The sequence below is a fragment of the Janthinobacterium sp. GW821-FHT03C10 genome, from assembly GCF_059420865.1.
Map to the genome: position 1 here is coordinate 84,320 of NZ_JBWKUN010000001.1, position 22,894 is coordinate 107,213.

20 protein-coding genes are annotated in these 22,894 nt (G+C 60.3%); 13 read left to right on the forward strand and 7 right to left on the reverse strand.

Annotated features, from left to right (window positions below; genetic code table 11):
- Positions 1-5: 5 nt before the first annotated feature.
- From tssH to AC07VH_RS00310, 13 genes are all read left to right on the forward strand, one after another.
- Positions 6-2,669 carry a type VI secretion system ATPase TssH gene (gene tssH, locus AC07VH_RS00250; protein ID WP_494789462.1) on the forward strand — a complete coding sequence of 888 codons (2,664 nt, stop codon included), beginning with the start codon at positions 6-8 and terminating at the stop codon, positions 2,667-2,669.
- 165 nt (positions 2,670-2,834) lie between these two features.
- Positions 2,835-5,636 (forward strand): type VI secretion system Vgr family protein, encoded by a 2,802-nt coding sequence (locus AC07VH_RS00255; RefSeq protein WP_494803958.1) that lies wholly within the window; start codon positions 2,835-2,837, stop codon positions 5,634-5,636.
- Positions 5,633-6,556: a DUF4123 domain-containing protein gene (locus tag AC07VH_RS00260; protein WP_494786347.1), complete on the forward strand. Its 924-nt coding sequence runs from the start codon at positions 5,633-5,635 to the stop codon at positions 6,554-6,556. Before AC07VH_RS00255 ends, AC07VH_RS00260 begins: the two co-directional genes overlap by 4 nt.
- 31 nt (positions 6,557-6,587) lie before the next feature.
- The gene (locus AC07VH_RS00265) at positions 6,588-7,007 is read left to right on the forward strand and encodes a hypothetical protein (RefSeq protein ID WP_494786348.1); all 420 of its coding nucleotides are present in this window, start codon (positions 6,588-6,590) and stop codon (positions 7,005-7,007) included.
- A 245-nt stretch (positions 7,008-7,252) separates the two neighbouring features.
- The gene (locus tag AC07VH_RS00270; protein ID WP_494786349.1) at positions 7,253-7,444 is read left to right on the forward strand and encodes a DUF3304 domain-containing protein; all 192 of its coding nucleotides are present in this window, start codon (positions 7,253-7,255) and stop codon (positions 7,442-7,444) included.
- 152 nt (positions 7,445-7,596) lie between these two features.
- Complete coding sequence (locus AC07VH_RS00275; protein WP_494786350.1) at positions 7,597-7,770, forward strand: hypothetical protein; 174 nt, start codon at positions 7,597-7,599, stop codon at positions 7,768-7,770.
- 69 nt (positions 7,771-7,839) lie between these two features.
- Complete coding sequence (locus tag AC07VH_RS00280) at positions 7,840-8,337, forward strand: DUF3304 domain-containing protein (protein WP_494786351.1); 498 nt, start codon at positions 7,840-7,842, stop codon at positions 8,335-8,337.
- Positions 8,338-8,497: 160 nt separating this feature from the next.
- Entirely contained in the window at positions 8,498-8,908 is a 411-nt protein-coding gene (locus AC07VH_RS00285; protein WP_494786352.1) for a DUF3304 domain-containing protein, read from the forward strand.
- Positions 8,909-8,961: 53 nt separating this feature from the next.
- Positions 8,962-9,459 (forward strand): DUF3304 domain-containing protein, encoded by a 498-nt coding sequence (locus AC07VH_RS00290; protein ID WP_494786353.1) that lies wholly within the window; start codon positions 8,962-8,964, stop codon positions 9,457-9,459.
- 52 nt (positions 9,460-9,511) lie between these two features.
- Positions 9,512-10,009 (forward strand): DUF3304 domain-containing protein, encoded by a 498-nt coding sequence (locus tag AC07VH_RS00295; protein WP_494786354.1) that lies wholly within the window; start codon positions 9,512-9,514, stop codon positions 10,007-10,009.
- Between the two features lie 56 nt (positions 10,010-10,065).
- Positions 10,066-10,560, forward strand: coding sequence for a DUF3304 domain-containing protein (locus tag AC07VH_RS00300; protein WP_494786355.1), 495 nt, complete (start codon positions 10,066-10,068; stop codon positions 10,558-10,560).
- A 51-nt stretch (positions 10,561-10,611) separates the two neighbouring features.
- Positions 10,612-11,109 (forward strand): DUF3304 domain-containing protein, encoded by a 498-nt coding sequence (locus AC07VH_RS00305; protein ID WP_494786356.1) that lies wholly within the window; start codon positions 10,612-10,614, stop codon positions 11,107-11,109.
- 41 nt (positions 11,110-11,150) lie between these two features.
- Complete coding sequence (locus AC07VH_RS00310) at positions 11,151-13,301, forward strand: T6SS phospholipase effector Tle1-like catalytic domain-containing protein (RefSeq protein WP_494786357.1); 2,151 nt, start codon at positions 11,151-11,153, stop codon at positions 13,299-13,301.
- 69 nt (positions 13,302-13,370) lie between these two features.
- On the opposite strand, the gene tssA is transcribed toward AC07VH_RS00310, so the two are convergent.
- From tssA to AC07VH_RS00345, 7 genes are read right to left on the reverse strand one after another with little or no spacing between them, the layout of a single operon-like run.
- Complete coding sequence (tssA, locus tag AC07VH_RS00315; protein ID WP_494786358.1) at positions 13,371-14,417, reverse strand: type VI secretion system protein TssA; 1,047 nt, start codon at positions 14,415-14,417, stop codon at positions 13,371-13,373.
- Positions 14,418-14,436: 19 nt separating this feature from the next.
- Positions 14,437-15,270, reverse strand: coding sequence for an OmpA family protein (locus tag AC07VH_RS00320; RefSeq protein ID WP_494786359.1), 834 nt, complete (start codon positions 15,268-15,270; stop codon positions 14,437-14,439).
- 2 nt (positions 15,271-15,272) lie between these two features.
- Complete coding sequence (gene tagF, locus AC07VH_RS00325) at positions 15,273-16,253, reverse strand: type VI secretion system-associated protein TagF (RefSeq protein ID WP_494786360.1); 981 nt, start codon at positions 16,251-16,253, stop codon at positions 15,273-15,275.
- Positions 16,250-20,155, reverse strand: coding sequence for a type VI secretion system membrane subunit TssM (tssM, locus tag AC07VH_RS00330; RefSeq protein ID WP_494787092.1), 3,906 nt, complete (start codon positions 20,153-20,155; stop codon positions 16,250-16,252). Before tssM ends, tagF begins: the two co-directional genes overlap by 4 nt.
- A 46-nt stretch (positions 20,156-20,201) precedes the next feature.
- The gene (locus AC07VH_RS00335; protein WP_494786361.1) at positions 20,202-21,638 is read right to left on the reverse strand and encodes a hypothetical protein; all 1,437 of its coding nucleotides are present in this window, start codon (positions 21,636-21,638) and stop codon (positions 20,202-20,204) included.
- Between the two features lie 31 nt (positions 21,639-21,669).
- Entirely contained in the window at positions 21,670-21,939 is a 270-nt protein-coding gene (locus AC07VH_RS00340) for a PAAR domain-containing protein (RefSeq protein ID WP_086148295.1), read from the reverse strand.
- 15 nt (positions 21,940-21,954) lie between these two features.
- Positions 21,955-22,800, reverse strand: coding sequence for a M15 family metallopeptidase (locus AC07VH_RS00345; RefSeq protein WP_494786362.1), 846 nt, complete (start codon positions 22,798-22,800; stop codon positions 21,955-21,957).
- Positions 22,801-22,894: the final 94 nt, after the last annotated feature.

Consider the following 22,894-nt stretch of genomic DNA (forward strand, 5'->3'; position numbering starts at 1 on the left):
GCCCCATGAGCATCAACCTCAAGACGCTGATCAGCAAGCTCAATGACACCAGCCGCATCGCCGCCACCCGCGCCGCCGGCATTTGCGTGGGCCTCGGACAATACGAGGTTGACCTGGAGCATCTGTTCCTGGCCCTGCTGGAACAGCCGGCCAGCGACTTCGCGCTGATCGCCCGCCACAGCGGCGTCAGCGTCAGCATGCTCGAAGCGGATCTGCAGGCCGAAGTGGCGCGCCTGCAGACCGGCAATGCGCGCACCCCCGTGTTTTCGCCCAGGCTGCCGAAGCTGTTTGAAAACGCCTGGCTGATCGCCTCGCTCGATGTGCAGGCCGGCCGCCAGGCCAGCATCCGCAGCGCCCATCTGCTGCAGGCGCTGCTGACCGATCCGGAACTGGCGCAACTGGCTTACCGCGGTTCGAAGCTGTTCGATAAATTCAAGCTCGACGACCTGAAGCACAATCTCGACAAGGTCACGCAGGGCTCGCAGGAGGCGACCGGAGTGTCGGCTGCCGGTGGCGAAGCGGACGAGGGAGGACGAGACCCCGTCGGCGAACTCGAAGGGCGCGCGGCCGCATCGAAGACCCCGGCGCTGGACCAGTTCACCACCAACCTGACGGCGCGCGCGCGCGACGGCAAGGTCGACCCGGTGATCGGGCGCGATGCCGAGATCCGCCAGGCGATCGATATCCTGATGCGCCGCCGCCAGAACAACCCGATCCTGACGGGCGAGGCGGGCGTGGGCAAGACGGCCGTGGTCGAAGGCCTGGCGCTGCGCATCGCGCAGGACGACGTGCCCGCCGTGCTGAAGGGCGTCGAAATCCATACGCTGGACATGGGCCTGCTGCAGGCCGGCGCCAGCGTCAAGGGCGAGTTCGAGAACCGCCTGAAAAACGTCATCGACGAAGTCAAGAGAAGCCCGCACGCCATCATCCTGTTCATCGACGAAGCGCACACCATGATCGGCGCCGGCGGCACGGCCGGCCAGAACGACGCGGCCAATCTGCTGAAGCCGGCCTTGGCGCGCGGCGAGCTGCGCACGATCGCCGCCACCACCTGGGGCGAATACAAGAAATATTTTGAAAAGGATGCCGCGCTGGCGCGCCGCTTCCAGGTCGTCAAGATCGAGGAGCCGAGCGAAGAACTGGCCTGCGCCATGTTGCGCGGCATGGCGCCGCTGATGGAAAAGCATTTCAATGTGCGCATCTACGACGAAGCCATCACCGAAGCGGTACGCCTGTCGCACCGGTACATCTCAGGCCGCCAGTTGCCCGACAAGGCCATCAGCGTGCTCGATACGGCCTGCGCCAAGGTGGCGCTGGGCCAGAACGCGACGCCGGCCCTGCTGGAAAACCTGGTCAAGAAGCTCGACCGCATCGACGCCGAAGTGGCGACGCTCGAGCGCGAGGAAAAGAGCGGCGGGAACCACCCGGTGCGTCTGGAAGACTTGCGCGCGCAGCGCAGTAGCGCCGCTGGCGAGCATGCGGTGCTGGCCGCGCGCTGGGAAAGCGAAAAGACATTGACCGGGAAGGTCAGCGCGGCCCGCCAGGACCTGGAAAGTGCTGGCGAAAAACCGGACGCCAGCCAGGGCGGTGACCTGCAGGCTTTGCTCAAGGACTTGCGTGCACTGCAGGGCGAGACGCCGATGGTGCCGGTGCAGGTCGACGGCCACGTGGTGGCGGAAATCATCGCCGGCTGGACCGGCATCCCGCTGGGAAAAATGGTCAAGGATGAAATCCGCACGGTGCTGAAACTGAAGGATATGCTGGAAGAGCGCGTGCTGGGCCAGTCGCATGCGATCGAGGCGGTGGCGCAGCGCGTGCGCACTTCGCGCGCCAACCTGGACGACCCGAACAAGCCGAAGGGCGTGTTCCTGTTCGTCGGCCCGTCCGGCACGGGCAAGACGGAAACGGCGCTGGCGCTGGCCGATGTGCTGTATGGCGGCGAACGCAAGCTTATTACCATCAACATGAGCGAATACCAGGAAGCGCACAGCGTGTCGGGCCTGAAAGGCTCGCCGCCCGGCTATGTCGGCTACGGCGAGGGGGGCGTGCTGACCGAGGCGGTGCGGCGCAACCCGTACAGCGTGGTGCTGCTCGACGAAGTGGAAAAAGCCCACCCGGACGTGCTCGAACTGTTCTTTCAGGTGTTCGACAAGGGCGTGATGGAGGATGCCGAAGGACGCGAGATCGACTTTAAAAACACCATCATCATCCTGACCTCGAACGTCGGTTCGAGCACCCTGATGCAGGCCTGCCTGAACGTGGCGGCGGCCGACCTGCCGACGCCGGAACAGTTGGAGGAAAAGATCCGCCCGCAACTGGTGAAGACCTTCAAGCCGGCTTTCCTGGGACGATTGAAAGTGATTCCCTTCTATCCGATCTCGGACGATGTGCTGGTCAATATCATCGGCTTGAAACTGGGCAAGATCGCCCAGCGCATCGCGGCCAATCACAAGGCCGAATTCAGCCACGACGAAGCGCTGGTCGACGCCGTTCTGGCGCGCTGCACCGAAGTCGACTCGGGCGCACGCAATGTCGACAATATCCTCAACGGCACCGTGCTGCCCGAGATCGCCGAGTCGGTGCTGGCCAAAATGGCCGAAGGCGCCGCCATCACGAAGATCAAGGTCAGCGCCAACAAGCAGGGGCAGTTCAAGTACACGATCAGGTAAGCACTGCAGCCATGGTGCGTGGAAAGGAGGGGTGGCGGACGCAATGTGCCCGCGACGGCACGGAGCACTCTGCACACCCGGTTTCAATCGCGCTCCTGCGATATACATTCCTAGCTACAATAATTATCAAATATATAAATGTGGTAACAGACTAACGGGAATCGCATGTCATCCACCTCGACCGATAAGATTGCAGACGCACTGGCTGTTTTCACGAGCGTCACGCGGTTGTACGAGTTGAGCATCGGTGAAGGCGAGAACAACAGCCTGCTGGTCGAAGCCTTTGCCGCCGACGAAGGGCTGCAGGAAGTCGGCGCGCGCGACATCATCGCCTTGTCCACCAGCGCCCATGTCGCGCTGGCGTCCCTGCTGGGCCAGCCTGCCAGCCTGCATGTCAGCCTGGCCGACGGCACGCGCACGCCGTTTTCCGGCTACATCAGCGCCGCCGCCATGCTGGGCAGCAATGGCGGCCTGGCGCGCTACCGGCTGCGCATCACGCCGTGGCTGTGGCTGCTGACGCAGGCGCGTAACAGCCGCGTCTGGCAAGATCGGAGCGTGACGGCCATCGTCGACGCGGTATTGTCGGCGTATGCGCCGCACGCGCTGTGGCGCTGGAGCGACGAGGTCGCGTCGTTCATGCAGGACGCGGGCGAACGCAGCTATTGTTGCCAGTACCGCGAATCGGATTTCGATTTTATTCGCCGGCTGCTGACGGAAGAGGGGCTGGCCTGGCGGTTTGACGGTCAGACCTTGCTCGTCTTTGCCGACAGCAGCCAGGCTTGCGCCACGCCCGAGGACGCCAGCAGCGCGCAAGGCGGCGGGCTGCGCTTTCATGGTGCGCGTGTCGGCGAGCCGGGCGACACGGTGCAGGCCTTGCGCGCGCGGCGCAGCCTGCAGGTGGGGTTGAGTAGCGTGCTCAGCTACGATTACAAGGCGAAAAAGGCGGTTGCCGCCAGCGTGCCGACGAATATGATTCTTGGCGGCAAGAACGCGCCGGTGCTGGAAAGCTACGATACGCCGGGCCAGTACTGGTATGCGAATGGCGCCCAGGCGCAGCGCTACGCACAGTTGCAGATGCAGGCCCACGAAGCGCGCGCCCAGCTGTGGCAAGCCCGCTCGACCGTGCGCACCTTGCGCGCCGGCACGCGTTTTACCCTGACGCAGGGACCGTTGCAGCCAGCCGACGGTGCCGCGCCCGAATATGTCGTGCTGCGCGTGGCCAGCATCGGCGTCAACAACCTGCCGCTGCCGGCGCTGGAAGGACTGGCGGAACTGTTCGGCCCGCTGCCGGAATTGCTGGAAGAAACCGTGGCGCAGTGGGGCGCAGGGTTTCCCGATGTCGCCGCCGCGATTGCCCAGGCGCAAGCCAGCGGCTACGCCAACTGCATCGAGATGCTCACCGCCAGCACGCCATGGCGTCCGCTGCACGATGGCCAAGATGCGCGCCAGCATGCCACGCCGACCGCCCTGGGCAGCCAGAGCGCCATCGTCGTCGGCGCCGACGGCCATGACGTGGCCAGCGGCGCCGATGAGATTTACTGCGACAAGCTGGGCCGGGTGCGCATCCGCTTTCACTGGCAGCGGGAGACGGGCGCGACCTGCTGGGTGCGCGTGGCGCAGCGCGCGGCCGGCGGTGGCATGGGTAGCCAGTTTTTGCCGCGCATCGGCCAGGAAGTGCTGGTGCAATTCCTGGAAAACGATATCGACCGGCCCATCATCATTGGCGCGCTGTACAACGGCCAGGGCGAGGGCGGCAGCGTACCGACGCCGGGCGGCATGGCGCGCGATCAAAACGACGCCGGCGTGTTCGCGCCGGCGCACGATCATGGCGTATCGGCGCAGGGCAATGTGGCCGGCGGCAACAGTCCGCTGTGGCATGGCGCCGCGGGCAGCAGCGCGGCGCATCGGAATGCCAGCGCGCAATGGGGCATCCGCAGCAAGGAATTCGGCAAGGCGGGCGGCATGGCCGGCTACAACCAGCTGCTGTTCGACGACACCGACCAGCAGGGACGCATCCAGCTGAAAAGCAGCCACGCGGCCAGCGAACTGAACCTGGGTCATCTGCTCCACGGCGCCGACAACTACCGGGGCAGCCTGCGCGGTGCCGGCGCCGAGCTGCGCACCGATGCGTATGGCGCGCTGCGCGCCAAGGCGGGCTTGCTGGTGAGCAGCTATGTGCTCCGGCACGAGGCCGCGCAACGCGATCCGGCCGGCGACAATGCCGGCGGCGTCGCGCTGATGAAACAGGCGGTGCTGCTGGGCGAAACGTTCAGCCAGGCTGCCGCCACGCACCAGACGGTGGCCTACGCCAGCCATGTCGGCGCCAGCGCGCCGAATGCCAGCGAACTCGACGACCAGGCGGCGCCTCTGAAAGCGCTGCTGGCCAGCGTTTCCGGCATGCATGAACAGTTGCCGCACACAAAGGACGCCATCATCGCGATTGCCGCCAGGGCAGGACTGGGCGTTGTCGCGGGGCAGGGCATGCAACTGGCCAGCGGCGAAACCGTCACCATGATGAGCGGTCAGGATACCCAATTCACCGGTGGCGGCCAGTGGCGCGTGCACGCGGGCCAGGCCATTGGCGTGCTGGGCGGCGTGGTCAAGGCCGGCGAGAACGATATCGGCCTGCAGATGATTGCCGCTAGTCAATCTATCGACGTGCAGGCGCAGGCCGAGGTGCTCAACGTGCAGGCGCGCGACGAGATCAACGTCATCAGCGCCAATGCGCATGTGGACTGGGCGGCGGCGAAAAGCCTCCGCCTGTCGACGGCGGGCGGCGCCAACATCACCATCGAGGGCGGCAATATCACCATCCAGTGTCCTGGCAAGATCACCATATTTGCGGGCAAGAAGAGTTTTATCGGGCCCACGCGCGCACCGTATGTGATGCCGCCGCTGCCGTCGAGCACGTGTAAAAGCTGTATTTTGAGCGCCATGCAACAGGGCGCAGCGGGAGTGCTGCGTTGAAGCCCGACAGCGTCTCGGCATTGCACGACTGGGTCCGGGCCAGTCTTGAGCGGCAACGCCAGCCTTATTTGCTGCTCGACAGCGCGCAAGCCGAAAACAGCCACCTGACGCTGCAGCGCTGGCAAGTGCCGTATGCATCCTTGTTCGAGGACACCCACGAAGCGAGCCTGCCGGAGATCGCGCCCCTGCTGATACGGCTGTCCGGCCTTGCGCCGGCCATGCTGGAAAAAGTCTGCGACTGGGCCGAAAAGCTCGGTTATGGCGCCCCTTGCCTGAGCTGGTTGGAAAGTCCATGGCCCTTGCCCGAACTGGCGCGGCATTTGCGCCAGTTTCATGCCGTCGGCCTGAGCGACGAGCAGCAGATGATGCTGCGCTGGTATGACACGCGCATCCTGCCGTTCTGGCTGGCCTGCCTGGAGCCGCTGCAGCGCGAGCAGTTCGTGGCTGGAATGTTGAGCTTGCAGTACATCAACCGTTTTGGCGACGTTGCCGTCCTGCTCGACGTCGACACTGCCGGCGCTGTGCCGGACACTGCGCTCACGGACTCGCCGCTCATCCACCTGGACGATGTGCAATACGGCATGCTGGTCGATGCCGGCGACGCCGATACGCTGATCAGCCATTTACGGCGGGTGATCACGGACGAAACCAACGATACCCCGCCACGGCTGCTATATGAATTCGTCGCCCGCTACCAGCAGCGCGCGCTGGCCGCCGGCATCGACGATCTGGACCGCCAGACGCAGTACCTGCTGCTGGCGCTGTATACGTCCGGCGCCGGCATTGAACACCCCGATTTCATTGCCCTCATGCAAAACCCACCCACCTCTATCGAAAGTTTCTATGAAGCCATGCAAGCCTTGTCCGACGACGTATGGGAAGCCGGCCCACCTTTATGGGGTGTACAGGTTGAAGCTTGACCGGCTGCCGGCGCTGGCGCTATGCCTGGCCTTGGCGTTTGCAGGCGGCAACGTCGCGGCGCAGACAACGGTAAAAGCCGCGCCGCAGGCGTCAAGCGCGGTCAAGCACGCCAAGCTGAAACCGGCCGACACCGCCAATCTGGTCAGCCATCTGCGGCGCGTGATCACCGATGAAACCAATGACACGCCCCCGCGCGTGCTGAACGCCTTTGTCGCGAAATACCAGCAGCGCGCGCTCGATGCCGGGATCGATGACCTCGACAGGCAAACGCAGTACGTCTTGCTGGCGCTATATACCTCCGGCAAGGCCATGGAACAGCCCTTGTTTATTGCATTCATGAAAAACCCACCCGCAGCGCTTGATGCTTTTTACGACGCGCTGCAAGCCTTGCCGAAAACCATTTGGGAAGCGGGGCCGCCGCTGTGGGAGGCGTATGAGCCAAAGGGATAATAATTTCGAAATTGATTTCATGTAATTTCAATCTCAAGATTTATTTGGCCGTGCATTGCAGAAGATCATATGATAAAAATACTATTGCCAAAGAAAATACTCAATGTATTTTTATGTATTTTTATGGTATTTTCAAATACTGCTTGTAGCAAAGAAAAGAAAATGTTGCCGGTTAATGTAAGTGGATACAATCATACCGAACACGGGATTGGCGGTTATTTAGTGACCTTGTCGACAGGGGGCGAGTGGAAGTAGGCTATCTCGATGCGGGTGCTGGTGGCGGTGGCTACACTTGTTGTCTTTCAATTCCGGCAGTATGGAAACCGGAGATGACAGCGACAATTCGCATGAGCACTATCAAAAATCGAAAAGAAATTAGTGTGGAAAAACAGTTCCAGTGCCAAAGTATGTCTCAAGCGATGCCGGAATGTTTATAGTGCATTTTATGCATAATGGAAATTACAAAGTATTTTTGACTAAATATATATTGGGGCATCGAAAGTATCCCCTCTCTGGCAAGGAGGCGGAGCGTAAGCCGGGTGTGCCAGTGGAAATAATATGGGAGTGAATTATTTTTTAGGATATTCGAGTGGAAAAAACGGTGCCAATACTGCAGTATTCTCGTGCCGATGCCAGCAGATTTTTTGTTCATTTTCTTCACGGCGGTAGTTACAAGGTTTTTGTAATAAAGTACCTGCTCAAACATCGAAAATATCCGCTTTCTGAAAAAGAAACTGAGTTGCAACTAGGCGAGCCCCATTGAAATAATATGAGGGTAATTTCCTGATATAAATGTTCTTTGTGACAGTTTATTTTCAATTATTGAAAGGCTATGATGAATTTATTTGGAAAGAAATTGGGTTGTGTTTTTTTATGTATTTTTCTATCATTTTCCAATATTGCTTGTAGCAAGGAACCAATGAAGATTGACGTGAATCTGACAGCGTATAACCATACCGAACATGGTATTGGAAGCTATATCGTGACACTTGAGGATGGCTCGTCAGCAGAGGCTGGTTACCTCGACCCTGGACAAGGGGGCGGCGGAAAAACTTGTTGTCTTTCAATACCGTCTGTATGGAGGCCAGGAATGAAAGCAACGATAGTCATGGATACGGTAAAAAATGGAAAGGATATTCGGGTAGAAAAAACGGTGCCGGTACCGCAGTATGCTCGGGCTGATGCCAGCAAATTCGTCGTGCATTTCCTTCACGATGGAAGCTATAAAGTGTTTGTGACCAACTATCTTCTGGGGCATCGAAAATATCCGCTCTCTGGAAAAGAAGCTGAATTGCACCCAGGCGTCCCGATTAGAATAATATGGGAGTAAAATTTTTACATGAATAGTTTTGTGGTGAATTAGTTAAATTAAATGTAATTTTTATATTTAATTCCCAGGTGTTCTTTATGAAGCAATCGAAAAAATATTGGCCTTCTGGTTTTTGTGTAATTTTCTATTGATTTTAAATATGGTTTGTGGTCGGACGCCAATGAAAATCAGCGTGAGTCTGACTGCCTATAATCATACCGAACACCGGGTCGAAAGCTATACTGTGACACTTCAAGATGGCTCGTCAGCAGAGGCTGGCTACCTCGACCCCGGAGAAGGACGGGGCGGTAAAACTTGTTATCTTTCAATACCATCAGTATGGAAGCCGGGCATGAAGGTAACGATAGTCATGAATACGATAAAAAATGGGAAGGCTATCCGGGTAGAAAAAACGGTGCCAGTACCGCAGTATTCTCGTGCCGATGTCAGCATGCTTGTCGTTCATTTTCTTCACGATGGAAGCTACAAGGTTTTTGTAACCAAATACTCCTTTGGGCATCGAAAATATCCGCTTTCTGATAAGGAAGCAGAACTGGAGCCGGGTGTTCCACTGGAAATAATATGGGAATAAAATTTTTTATGTAAGTGTTATTTGCGGTATTTATTTAAATTCCTCAAAAGGCCATGATGAATTTATTTGGAAAGAAGTTGGGTTGTGTTTTTCTATGTATTTTTCTATCATTTTCAAATATTGCTTGTGGCAATGAATCAATGAAGATTGTCGTGAATCTGACTGCGTATAACCATACCGAAAATGGTGTTGGAAGCTATATCGTGACACTCGATGATGGCTCTTCAGCTGAGGCCGGTTATTTGGCACCAGGGCAAGGTGGTGGCGGGAAAACTTGCTGTCTCTCGATACCAGCGACCTGGAAACCCGGCATGAATGCGACTGTTGCCATGCATATATTGAAAAATGGTAAGCCGATCAGAGTGGAGAAAACAGTCTCTATACCTCGCTACAATTCCTCCGAAGCCGACAGGTTTGTCGTTCATTTTCTTTACGATGGAAGTTTAAAAGTTTTTGTAACAAAATACTTGTTGGGGCATCGGAAGTATCCACTTTCTGGCAAGGAGGCGGAACTGGAGCCGGGAGTGCCGCTGGAAATAATATGGGAGTAAAAATTTTTATGTAATTGTTCTTTGCGGTATTTATTTAAATTCCTGAAAGGCAATGATGAATTTATTTGGAAAGAAATTGGGTTGTGTTTTTTTATGTATTTTTCTATCATTTTCAAATATTGCTTTTGGCAAGGAACCAATGAAGATTGTCGTGAATATGACTGCGTATAACCACACCGAACATGGTGTCGGAAGCTATATCGTGACACTTGATGACGGATCTTCAGCCGAGGCTGGCTACTTGGACCCAGGTGAAGGTGGGGGCGGGAAAACTTGCTGTCTTTCGATACCTGCGACATGGAGGCCCGGAATGAAAGCGACTATTGTCATGGATACTGTAAAAAATGGCAAGAGGATCCGAGTGGAGAAGACGGTATTTATACCTCGTTACGATTCTTCCGATGCCGGCAGGTTTGTCGTCCATTTTCTTTACGATGGAAGTTATAAGGTATTTGTGACAAAATATTTGCTTGGGCATCGAAAATATCCGCTTTCTGGCAAGGAGGCGGAACTGGAGCCGGGTGTTCCACTGGAAATAATATGGGAGTAAATTTTTTACATGACTGTTCTTTATGATAATTTATTTTCAATTCAGGGAGGGCTGTAATGAATTTATTGGGAAAGCGATTTGCTTGCCTATTTTCATGTGTTTTTCTATTGTTTTCAAATGTGGCCTGTAGCAAGGAATCAATGAAAATCAGCGTGAGTCTGACTGCTTATAACCACACCGAACACGGGGTTGGAAGCTATGTTGTGACACTTGAAGATGGCTCTTCAGCAGAGGCTGGCTACCTCGACCCTGGACAAGGTGGTGGGGGGCAAACTTGCTGTCTCTCAATACCGGCAGTATGGAAACCAAGCATGAAGGCAACGATAGTCATGGATACAGTAAAAAATGGGAAGGCTATCCGCGTAGAAAAAACAGTGTTGGTGCCGCAGTATTCTCGTGCCGATGCCAGCATGTTTGTCGCTCATTTTCTTCACGATGGTAGTTACAAAGTGTTTGTTACCAGATACCTGCTCGGACATCGAAAGTATCCGCTTTCTGGTAAGGAAGCAGAACTGGAGCCGGGAGTGCCGCTGGAAATAATATGGGAGTAAAATTTTTTATGTAAGTGTTATTTGCGGTTTTATTTAAATTCCTGAAAGGCAATGATGAATTTATTTGGAAAGAAATTGGGTTGTGTTTTTTTATGTATTTTTCTATCATTTTCAAATATTGCTTGTAGCAAGGAACCAGTGAAGATTGTCGTGAATATGACAGCGTATAACCACACCGAACATGGTGTCGGAAGCTATATCGTGACACTTGATGATGGATCTTCAGCCGAAGCTGGCTACTTGGGTCCAGGGGAAGGTGGGGGCGGGAAAACTTGCTGTCTCTCGATACCAGCGACATGGAAGCTCGGAATGAAAGCGACTATTGTCATGGATACGGTAAAAAATGGTAAGGGGATTAGAGTGGAGAAGACGGTTTCTATACCTCGTTACAATTCTTCCGATGCCGGCAGGTTTGTCGTCCATTTTCTTCATGATGGAAGTTATAAGGTATTTGTAACAAAATACTTGCTTGGGCATCGAAAATATCCACTTGCTGGCAAGGAGGCAGAACTGGAACCGGGAATTCCACTAGAAATAATATGGGAATAGAGTTTGTAGTAATTGTGAAATAATTCAGGGATTTTCATAAAATGTCTATTATCTATACAGGAAGAAAAGCTCCTCTCGATGGGCGGCGCAGGCTCACTGCCAAAGAATCGTCACAGCGCGCAAAGGCGATGGCCTGTGTCAGGTCGCCCAAGAAGACAGAATGCCAGGGGCAGATTTATATTGGACTGTTTTATGATGGCAGTGGCAATAATCATGATTGGAAGCAGAAAGATCCGTTAGTCAACCCCAAGAACCTGACACAGCGGCAACGAAATAAGCATAGCAACGTTGCCAGGCTATGGGATGCTCATCTTGATGAGCCAAAGAATGGGTTCTTTCGTGCATATATGCCAGGCGTCGGTACGCCGTTCAAGGAGATTGGCGATACGGTAGAGACGTTGACCGATAATGCAGGTGGTGGCTTCGGTTACATGGGCGCCGATCGCATCAATTGGGGCATTACATCATTGATCAATTCGGTTCATGAATATTTGACAACTCTGCCATTGGTCGAGCTGGCTGAGCAAAGGCTGCTGGTGAATTTGATGAGTTCGCAAATGCTGCTCGGGTTGGAAGGCGTGCAGCGGTGGACAATGCTGACGTCGCTTGAAGAAAAACTGGCGCGTGTTGTCAAAAATCATCAGCGCAAGGTAAAGCAAATCAACGTGTCCATCTTTGGATTTTCCCGTGGCGCGGCCGAGGCGCGCGCCAGTGCGCACTGGCTGCATCAGGTGTTCGAACGGGAAACCGGCGCATTTGAGCTGGCAGGCGTACCCATACGCATAGGTTTCCTGGGAATTTTCGATACCGTCGCCGCCGTTGGTGTGGGGGATGTAACGCCGGTCACCTTCGGGCACATGGCCTGGGGAAAAGGAACCCAGAGCATCCATCCTGTAGTAGAAGAGTGCACGCATTTCATCGCTTTGCATGAACAGCGTGCCAGCTTTCCGTTGGAATCGGCGACAGGGCGTGGCAATGTTGGCTACCCCGGCATGCATTCCGATGTAGGTGGGGGTTATTACCCAGGTGAGCAGGGCAGATCCATGCCGGGCTGGGGACCGTCGCCGCATCTGTCGCAGATTCCCTTGATCGACATGCATTTCGCCGCCCTGAAAGCCGGTGTGCCCTTGCGCACCCTGAATGAGATGAAAGAGACAAAGCACAGCGCACTTCAAAAATCCTTTGCCACCGACCCAAGACTGATCGCCTCCTACAACAACTGGCTGACGCATAACGGCATCAAGGGCGCCGACGTGAAGACCTTTACCGAGGCGCATACAAAACAATATCTGCGCTGGCGCGGCATGTTGCACGCGCAGGGAAAAACGCAATTGAAGAACAAGCGCTTTTTCAAGGAGTCGGACCAGCCGGGGAAGAAAGATCTGCTGGAGGCCGATACCGATCTGGGGATATATCTGCGCTCCTGGCGCGAACGAAAGAAGGCCAACGCAACCGTGGCGGGGTGGCTCAATGAACGTGCCAAGAGTGTCTTGAATCGCGTCAGCCCGGCTGGCATGCTGTTTGTCGAAGACGGGAAAGACCCGTTAAGCGACTGGGAAGAGCGATTTTTGAAAATCATGACGGAAGGCGCGCAACCGCCGGTTGCCTGCGTCACGCTGTTTGAAGATTATGTGCACGATTCGCGCGCCGGCTTTCGCATCCTCGGCAAGCACGAACCGGTATGGCTGACCGGCGGCTATGGCCGCTTTCGCAACGTTTTCGTGCAAAGCGATGATTATTCGAATATGTCGAATATCGCCAATGAATCTTTGAAGGCCGTCAAGGCAGCAGGCGACGCGGCCGTGACCTACTTCCAGAAGTTGTATGGCTATACCGTCAGCACTTACCGGGCAGCGCGCAGAAAGGTTGCCGCGACCGCGAAGGCGGTGGCCGAGGCCGAAAAACGGCTGGAGCGGCAGGCGGTGGCAACGTACAGGGAAACGAGCCGGATGATCGTCGATGGCGCCACCCGCGCCGGTCACGGCGTGCATGATGCCGGGGTCGAGGCGGAAAAAAAATTGGACCGCGCAGTCAAGACCGCAAAAAACGCCATGCAGCAAGCCAGCCAGGAAGCCCGGCTTTATTATCAGGCCGAAAAAAAGGTCATCTTGAAATATGCCAATGCAGAGGCCGTGTGGAAGGCGCAGCTGGAAAAGCGCTGGCGCGAGGAAGAGCGGGAAAAAGCGAAATAGGATTGAGCCAGGCAAAAACTTGAACACCCTGGCGGCGGCAGTCGCGCCGCCAGGGTGTGAGCAGCGGTTTCAGCCATTCTCGGGCGGCTGCACGCCCAGCAACTCTTCGATATGCGCCAGCGAAGCGGCGTCCTTGACCACCGAGCGCAGCCAGCTGTGCAAATCCTGGTCGGCCGCATTGGCGGCCTTGTCGGCAAAATAGGAGACGGGGCTGTGCGGCTCGCTGCGGCGGAAGAATTGCGCCACGGCGCGCAGTTGCTCGATCGCTTGCACGCGGGTGGTGACGGCGCCGGGCGGGCCGGCCGGGACCGCAGGCATGGGCGGCGCCATCGCGCTTTCTGCAATGGCCACACCGCTCGCCGCCATGGCAGGCACGGCTGGCGCCACACCGGCACTGGGGGGCATCACGCGCAGCATCGCTTCGACGGCTTCGCGCGCCGTGGAGAAGGCCGGGCTGTCGTTGCCCAGCCGGGCGTCGACGACTCGTTCGAGCTTGCGTAGCGCTTCCAGGCAATCTTGCGCGTCGACGGCGAAGCTGGCGCAGAAGGCGGCCGAGTTGTTGCGCCGCGCCGCTTCCATATCGGACAACTTGACGCCTTCATGCTGTCTGGCGGAATCACCCGGGGCGGCCTGGCGCCGCGCCGTTTCGAAATCGATGGTGGAAAAGGCGCCGCCCGGGCCGCCCGTGACGGGCACCTCGCGCAGCAGCGCAGGGATACGCGAGAGTATCCAGCTCAGGTTGCCGATGCGCTGCTCCTGGTCGCCGTCTTCCGCATCCGGGAACAGGCCCCGGTCCCAGAATTTTTCGCACAGCCCGGCCAGCACCAGCAAGCCTTCGGCCATGCCGCGCAGGTGGTGGCGCTTGGCGCCCGCTTCGGTCAGCCAGACGGCCAGGCGCAGGTCCTTGCTGCTGCCGGCAAGCAGGCCGGCGCAGCTGCGCACGACGAAGTCCCAGTCGGCTTCCTTGAGATCGGCGATCCATTCGCCCTGGTCGAGCGAGGGGTCGTCGAACTTGCGCGCCAGAGTGATGGCGTCGAGTTCGGGCGAAAACGCCAGGTCCACGCCTGACGGTTGTTCATTGCTGATCGGAAGTAATAACTGTTCGGCTGAAAACATGTGGTCCTCTGATGGATGGTTATTGCGCCATGCGAAATTCAATGCGCCGGTTGCGGGCGCGCCCGTCCGCCGTGTCATTGCTGGCGATCGGCCGGTCGGAGCCCTGGCCCGATGCCGTCAGCAGTTCGCCGTGGATGCCCTTCGACGACAGGTAGAATTTGACGGCCTCGGCGCGCGCCTGGCTCAGGCTCTGGTTGCTGGCGCGCAAACCCTGGTTGTCGGTATGGCCGATGATTTCCACTTTGCGGCCGGCCAGCTTTTGCATGGCGGCCGCCATTTCATCGAGGATGGCGCGGCCAGACGGCGTCAACATGGTTTTTCCGCTTTCAAATTCGATGGTGCGGTTGGCCAGGGTGGTGTCGAGTACGCCTTGCTCGCTGGCCGACACGCGCAGGCCATTGTTGACGGTGTAGGTGGGATTGAGGCTGGTGGCGATATCGCTGGCGATCTTTTGCCGCTGCGCCTCGTTGGCCACTTCGCCGCGCACGCTGACGACGCTGCCGTCGATCTTCAGCTGACCGCGGCTGATCTGCTTGAGGTTGGGCGAGAGCAACTTTTGCACATAGGCGTTCCAGTTGGCGGGCAGCACCACCTGGCCGACGGCGATCTGGTCGACCACCTTGTCGGCGCCGTACAGTTCGCGCAGGCGCGCCAGCACGGCGGCCTTGCTCGCTTCGTCGGGCACGGTGCCTGCGGCCAGCACCTGGCCTGGCTGCGGCGTGGCGGCCGTGGGTATCGATAGGGGGGCTGGCGCGGGTACAGGCGCTGGCGCGGCCGTTGCCGGCACTTGCGCTATAGCGGGCAGGGCGGCCAGCGCCATGCCGAGGAGGAGAACGATCCGGGATACGCGCATGGTCAGGTTCCGATAAAGGCGGCGCGCAAGGAATCGTGCGCCGATTTGAGCGAGAGGTTGGCTTGCGCCAGATAGGTCGACACTTTCTTGATCGCATAGTCGCTGCCGACCTGTTCCTCGACCCAGTCCAGGTCGTCGAACGCGATATGGTGGTCGAGCGCAGCTTGCGGATTCATCAGCACATGCAGGGTCTGCGCCGAGGCGCCGGAAAATCCCAGCACCAGCGTCTGGCGGCCGCGCAGCCGGGTGATGAACAGCGCCAGCTCGAAGTCGGCGCGCGCCAGGAACGGCGTGATCAGGTGCATCCAGAACGCCGCCACCATGTTGCGGTACAGCGGGTCGGCCGGCAGCGGCAGTTCCAGGCTTTTTTCCAGCCGGCTGGAACTGCTGGCCATCACCGGCTGCAGCAGCAGGCCCAGTGCCAGCAGCACCTGCCGCACCGTGCCCGTGAACCCGGTGGGCGCCAGCAGCGCGTCGAGCTCCCCCATCGTCTGCATGTCGAGAAAATCGTTGAACGCGGCTTCATAGGCGGCGGCGCGCAGGTCGACGTCGATGCTGGCATGCGTGGCCGCCTGCAGCGCGTTGCCCGCATCGGGGCCGCGCATGTCGTTGCTGAGCGCCTCGAAGCGGTTCCACAGGCGCGACAGCACCAGCGGACAGTTGGCGACAAACGCGGCCGGCTGGTCCACTTCCATGGTGCTCATCATCAGGAAGGGAAAGCGGCGCGACGAGGCATCGCTGCTGGCGGCGATATGGCCGGCGATGGCGCGCCCGCGGCGCGGGCCGATAAAGGCGAAGTGCATGGGCGGCAGCGCATCGTAGGTCAGCTTCCAGCGCGCGTCGGCGCTGAGCAGGTCCATCGCCTGCGCCAGCCAGTCGTCGAGGATCTTCAGCAGGGCCGGGTTGTCGCTGGCCTTGACGAAGTCGCCGCGGCTGGGCAGCTTGCCGAAGTAGCCGATGGCGGTGGCGGTGGCGCGGCTCATGGCGCGACGGCGGCATTGGCCGCGATGGCGCCGGCAGGGGCGGCCGGTGCGGGAGTATTGACGGCCGGCACGCTCTGGGCCACGCTTTCCGGCAGCTTCAGGCCGCGGAAGCCCGCCGCGCCCGAGGCGGTGCTCGGCGCGGCGGCCGGCGCCGGCGTGGCGACGATCTTCAGGTTGGCCGCTACGGTCACGCCGCTGTTTTCCCAGCTCAGTTCGAACACGCCGCCATCCTTGCGCTTGCGCTTGGCCGAATCGATCATTTTCTTCAGGCCGAAATGGCCAGGTTCGTTGAGCAACACGATCGTGCGGCCTTCCGGCGTGATGGCGCTGATGCGCGCGCCGGGCGTGCCTTGCGGATTCGGCCAGACCATATGGATCCACGGCTGCGGCTGGCCGCGCCAGCGCAGGGCTTGCCCATCGATCTCGATCGTGTACTCGGTGGCGCCGCTGGCGGCCAGCGCCTGCAGGTCGAAACGGGTTTGCGCTTCGCCGGCGCCGGCCGCCGTGGCCACGCCGTTGGCGCTGAGCGGCGCGATCCAGCCGGGGAAGCTGGCCACCACGGACGGCGCCAGGCCGATGCCCATGTTGGCCCAGGTCTTGGCGCTGAGCGCGTCGCCACGGCGCACCACCAGCGGGCCGATGGTGGTATTGAAGAACTTGGCGATGCTGCCTTCCGGTCCGAACACCTGGCCGATGTCGGCATTGCTGGCTTCGCTACCGGAGGCGGGCGAGAACGGATATTTGGGCGCCAGGGTTTTCTGGAACGGTTCGAGCACCTGCGCCAGCCAGACCTTGTTGATTTCCGTCTCGGTCGGCTTGATGATGACGGCAAACGTCTGCATCAGCGGGCGCACCAGCAGCGGCCGGATCGCCTGCTTTTGCCCGTCGGTCATGCCGGTCAGCATCTGTTCATCCACGTATTTGAGCGCATCGGCCAGTTCCGAACCGGTGCCGTCGAGCGTCTGCTGCATGAATTGCTTGGCGCCGGGGCCGGTATCGCCCTGGTTCTTGATCTGGTTGAAGCGGGCGCGCAGCTTGGACAGCGCTTCCATGTAGCCGCGCATCAGCGAAGCATCCTTGTCCTTGGTAACCACCAGGCGGGCCACGCCGGAAAACTCGCGGCCCACCGGTCCCATCGGCAAGGCGCCGGCGGCGGGCGCGCCCGTGCTGACGTTGACGTTGATGCCGGAGGGTTTCTGGCGCAGGATGGTTTCCTTGAACCAGCCCATCACGCCGCGCTGGGCGCGCTGCAAGCCCTGGCCCAGCAGCGACGGGTTGTCCCACGAGGTTTCCTTGTACACCGTTTCGATCAGCTTGTTGATCGGCGAGGTTTGCGGATCGCCGAGCCGGTTCATGGCCGCCGCCGCATTGTCGAAGCCGTTCAACTCGCGGATGCTGACGCCCTGGATGAATTTCTGCCATTCCCTGGCGTAGTCCGTCTTGTACAGTTCGACCAGCGCTTTCTGGATCTGCTCCGGGCTGCCTTCCAGCGTCAGGTCGTCCTTCGACGCCGTTTTCAGCACCCAGTCGGCGCTTTGCAGTTCGCGGTTGGCCGCCTCCTGGAACGCTTGCTGGATGAATTGCTCCCATGCGTCGCGCGTGAAGGTGCCGGGAATGGCGTAGCTGCCCAGCACCAGTTCCTTGTCCTGCTCGCCGACGATGCGCGCCACCGTCATCGAGGCGAAGCGCGTGGCGGCGCGTGCCTTGACGTCGGCGTACACGCGTTCGCGCGCCGGCATGCCCCGCACCACGCGGCGCAGGCTGTCGCGCGACTGGTCGACCAGCGCCAGCTTGCTGTCGATCTGCGGCCAGGACGGGTCGTTGATCTGGGTCAGGTAAAACGAAATCATGCGTTCGGCACTGCGTATCATCTGTTCGCGCGGCATGCTGCTGCGGTTGCTGTCGAGCCAGACACGCCAGAAGCGGGTCAGCTGGTCGTTCAGGTGGCTTGCTTCGGCGCGCGACTTGTCGCTCAGCATCAGGTAGGTCTTCAGCGCGTTATATGCATCTTCCACATTCGCCGGCGAGGCATCCTTGAACTGCTGCGCGCCCAAATTGACGGCGGCGGCCGTGGCGGGCGGCGCGGCGGCAGGGGCGCTGGCCAGGGCCGGCGTCGGCGTGGCGGCCACGGGCGTGGCCAGGGTGCCGGCCGGCGCGGGCAGGGTGGCTGCCGCGCCGGCCGATACCGCGCCCGACTGCGGCGTGCTGGCCATCGGCTGCAAGCGGCTGGCGCCGGCGTTGACTTCGGCCAGGAAGGCTTCCAGCGATTGCGCGACCGGGCTGAGCATCACTTCACGCACGCCCGAGAAATACTCCTCGCGCAGTTTGCGCTCCAGCAGATCCCCCTGATACAGCCCCAGGCCCAGCGAGACGGGCCGGCTGTTGCGGTAGGAATCGAGCTGCTCGATCCGGTCCTGCAGGATTTCCAGCGCTTCGAAGCGCGATTGCAGGTCGAGCCGCTTGTCCTGCACCTTGATCGCCTGGTCCAGGTCGGCCTGTACATTGGCCACCAGCTGGCGGTTGGCCATGTAGGACCAGCTCCAGCCGGCCAGCGCCAGGCCCACCAGCGCGGTGGCGGCAAAGAAGGTGGCGTAGCGCAGGCGGGTCTTGGCTGGACTGGCGTACTGGGCGACCAGTTCCTTGTCGGCGAAGATCACCTTGCGGAACAGATTGAGCAGGAAATAGCCATGCTGGTCCTGCACCGCGTTGTGTTGCTGCGGCTGCAGTTTCAAGTCGAAGCGCTGCGCCACGCGTTCCGACGAGGCAGATACGGACACGCCTTCCTGCAGCGCGCTGGTGAAATAGAAGCCGCGCATGACGGGCTTGAACTGGAACGGGTTTTCCTCGAACAGGGTGGCGATGAAGGCGCGCAGCGCACCCTTGATCGCGCTGAATTCGAGCGGGAAGGTGAATACGCCCGGCGGCATGCGTTCGTTCTGCTGCAGCGCCATGCTGGCCAGGCTCAGCTCTTTCAAACCGTCATACAGCTCGTCGAAACGCTGGTCGAACTGCTCCAGCACGTCCTGTCTGGAACTGGTCTGGTTGTAGGGCAGGGTGGCGCCCCATACCCGGTCGCGTTCGCCGCGTTCCGTGTCCTGGAAAAATTCGTTGAAACCGGTAATCAGGTCGGCCTTGGTGAACACCACGTAGACGGGCGCGTGCACTTCCAGTTTTTCCGTCAGTTCCTGCACCCGCTGGCGCAGGTTCTTGGCCAGGTTGATGGCGAATTCGGGCCGGCTGCCGGTCAGTTCGGCAATGCTGACGGCGATGATGATGCCGTTGATCGGCGCGCGCTTGCGGTGTTTTTTCAGCAGCGACAGAAAGCCGAACCATTCGGCGCGGTCTTCGTCGTTGACCGAATAGCGGCCCGCCGTGTCGAGCAGGATGCCGTCGGTGGTGAAGAACCAGTCGCAATTGCGGGTGCCGCCGATGCCTTGCACGATCTTGCTGTCGGCAAAAGGAAATTGCAGGCCGGAATTGGCGATCGCCGTGCTCTTGCCGGCCGCCGGATTGCCGATGATCATATACCAGGGCAACTCGTACAGGGCCGCGTCGCCCGACAGCTGGCCCAGTTTGGACGTCTTGATGGTGCCGATCGCCTCGAGCATGCGCTTGCGGATGGCTTCGGTTTCCTCGCGCTGGGTGGGGCCCGCCTTGGGCACCGCGCCGGCCGTCTGCTGTTCCAGCATGCCGCCGAACTGGGCGGCATCGCGCTGGCGGCGCTTGCGCTGCAGCCACCAGACCACGCTGGCGACCAGCAGAACCAGCGCCAGCGGCGGCACGATCCATACCAGCGGCCATTCAAAGATGACGGCGCAACTGGCCAGCAGCGCGGCCAGCGCCACGAAACCGATGGCGAACAGGCTGAAACGGGTAGTAATGGAATGCCAGAATCGTTGCATCATAGTATGAGGGGCGAGAGGTTGATAGGCATGGTGGAGGGAGGGCTCATGTGGCGGCGAGGGATTCAGGGGCAAGGGCTTCCGGGCCCACCACCACGGCGGCCCGGTGGAAGGCGTCGAGGTTGCTCAGGCAGAGCACCTGGCTGGCATTGCCGGCCGCTTCGTGCCGCGCCAGCACCAGCGCCGCCAAGGTGGCCACCTGGCCGCTCTGGCCGCAGGCGGCCGCCACGCTCAGTACGTCGCTGCTGAGATCGATATCGGGCAGCAGCGTGCCGGCATTGTTCATCAGTTCGATCATGCGGCTCGAGCGCTGGTCGGCATCGGCGTACAGCCGCATGATCGCGGCCGGAGCGACACCCGCCGCCGACATCGCCTTGCCGCCCAGCTCGGACAGCAAGCTGGCATCGCCAGGGCCGCGGCTGTCCGCCGACCTGCCGCGCACGGCCATGCTGGCCTGATGCAGCAGGATCGGCGTGTCCACCTGCAGCGCCGCCGCCTGGGCCGCGTCGGCCAGCAACAGGCCGGCCGCGCCTTCGCCGGGAATCTGGCCGCCCGGCTGGCCGGTGTTGAACAGCAGCTCGCGCGCGGTCCAGTCATGCACGGTCAGTTCGCCGATATGGGAAGCGCAAGCGAGCACGATGGCCAGGCAAGGCAGCTCCTGCAAGGCGGCTTGCGCGGCCAGCTGTTCGATCAGCGCCAGCGGTCCGCTGTCGCCGGCCAAGTGTGTGCTGAGCTTGTCGGACGGCCAGCCTTGCCGTTCCGCTTGCGCGTGCAGCCAGGCGGCACCCGTGTCGCGCTGCGGCTTGTCCCAATCGGACGGCAACAGCAGATGCAGTTGCAGGGTCGGCAGCGCGGCGCGCGCGCCCGTTTCCGCCGACTTGTCGCCGTCGAGCGCCGCGTGCATCGCCGCTTCCTGCATCAGTTCGTTCAATACGCCAGCGCCCAGCGCCAGTGCGCGCAAGTGTTCGGCATCGAAATGCGGCGCCGCACCCTGCGCCGTATCGGCCGGACGCGTCCGCAGCCAGTCGTCCAGCAGTTCCTTCTGGCCCTGTTCATCGAGGCCGGCCACGCGGGCGCTCATCACGGGGTAGCCCTGCGCGTCGGTCAGTTCGGGATCGAGTTCGGGGCGCTGCTGCTTGTCCAGCAGCGCGGCCGCCAGTTCCGGCGCCGACTCGCCACCGGGCATGCGCAGGGCGGCGGCGGCCAGGTGCAGCGGCGCACGCGGTGCAGCTTCATTCGCGCCCGCGTGGGCGTCGCCATCGGCGGCATCGGCCGGCGCCGCTGCCGGTGCGGCCAGCCTGGCCAGCAGTTTCTTGCCCAGCCACCAGCTGGTGAGCAGCACCAGCGGCAACGCCAGCATGGTGCCGGCCAGGTCGCCCGTCGACGGCATGCGCGTGCTGCTGCGCCAGTACCAGATTGCGCCGCCCCAGCACAAGGCGAACACGGCCAGTATCAGCAGGCTGCGCCGCAGCCACGGGCGCATCAGCGCACCCCCTTGCAGTGGCGGCGGGACGTCATAGCTGATCCGTGGTGGCTTGCTGGCTGGCGATCAGCATCGCGCCGCAGCTGGTCTTGTCGCCGTGGCGGGCCACCGGCTTGCCGTCGACGATCCAGCTGGCGTCGCCGCTGACGATGGGGCAGGTGCCATGGCCTGGCAGCGGGCACGAGACCTTGTCGCCCACGCGCGCGATGCCGATGCCGCCGCTGTCCGTCATCGCCGAGGCCTCCAGGACGCTGCCGCCATGCGATGTTTTATCGCCCAATCTGATTACGGGACCAGCCATATGTGCTCCTTCCAGTCATCGTTGTTTTTTCATGACACCGGGCATGCGCAGTTCGGTGTGGCCGAAATCCATCATTTTCCAGCGGCCGCCCCAGGTCATGCCGACCGATTCGGCCACTTCGCCATACAGCTGATAGCCGCGCATGGCCCAGGGATCCTTTTCCGAGATCACCAGCTTGCCGTCGCGCAAAAAGGCACAATCGGCGGCCAGGCCATACTGATGCCAGCTCTGGAACGCGGCCGCATTGGTGACATTGCTGCCCATGCCTGCCAGCATGTTTTGCCGCTCCGGACTGCGGTAGCCTTCCAGGATGGCCATGTCGTAGCCATGTTTTTCCTTCATGATCTTGAACACCAGCAGCAGCCTTTGCGCGTATTCGGCATTGAGCAGCGTCCAGTTGCGGCTGGCCGATACCAGCATCGGGCGAATTTGCTGCACTTCTTCGGTGGCGAACACCAGCGGCGGCAGGTCTACCGGCGGCACCAGCTGTTCGCCTTGCAGCAGGGCTGACACCTGCGTATTCATTTCGCGCGTCGAGACCTCATAGCCGCCCAGCATGTTCTTGCTGCCTGCCAGCAAGGCGATCGCCGGCGGCAGGCAGACCACCGCCGCGCCGCCCAGGAACAGCAGGTAATGGCGGCGCACGAATGCCGCGCTGCCGAGCAGCGTGCTGGCGCCGCCACGGCGCAGCGTGTCGAGGCCGGCGTTCCTGCGCCGGGCCAGCCGATCGAGCCGCGCCGTCAAACCTTGTTCGGCCGTCGCCAGCGCCCGCAGCACCAGTTCGCGGCCGGATGGAAACAGCGCCAGCCAGCTGATCAGGCATGCGAGTAAAAAATAGAGTGCCACCGCCAGTAAAAACACGCCCGCTCCGTTCGAAAAAAGGCGCCATGCATGGGCAGTTGAATGCCGCGGTGCCAGCGTTTGCGCTAATATTGCCTCGGAGTATATCTTACTA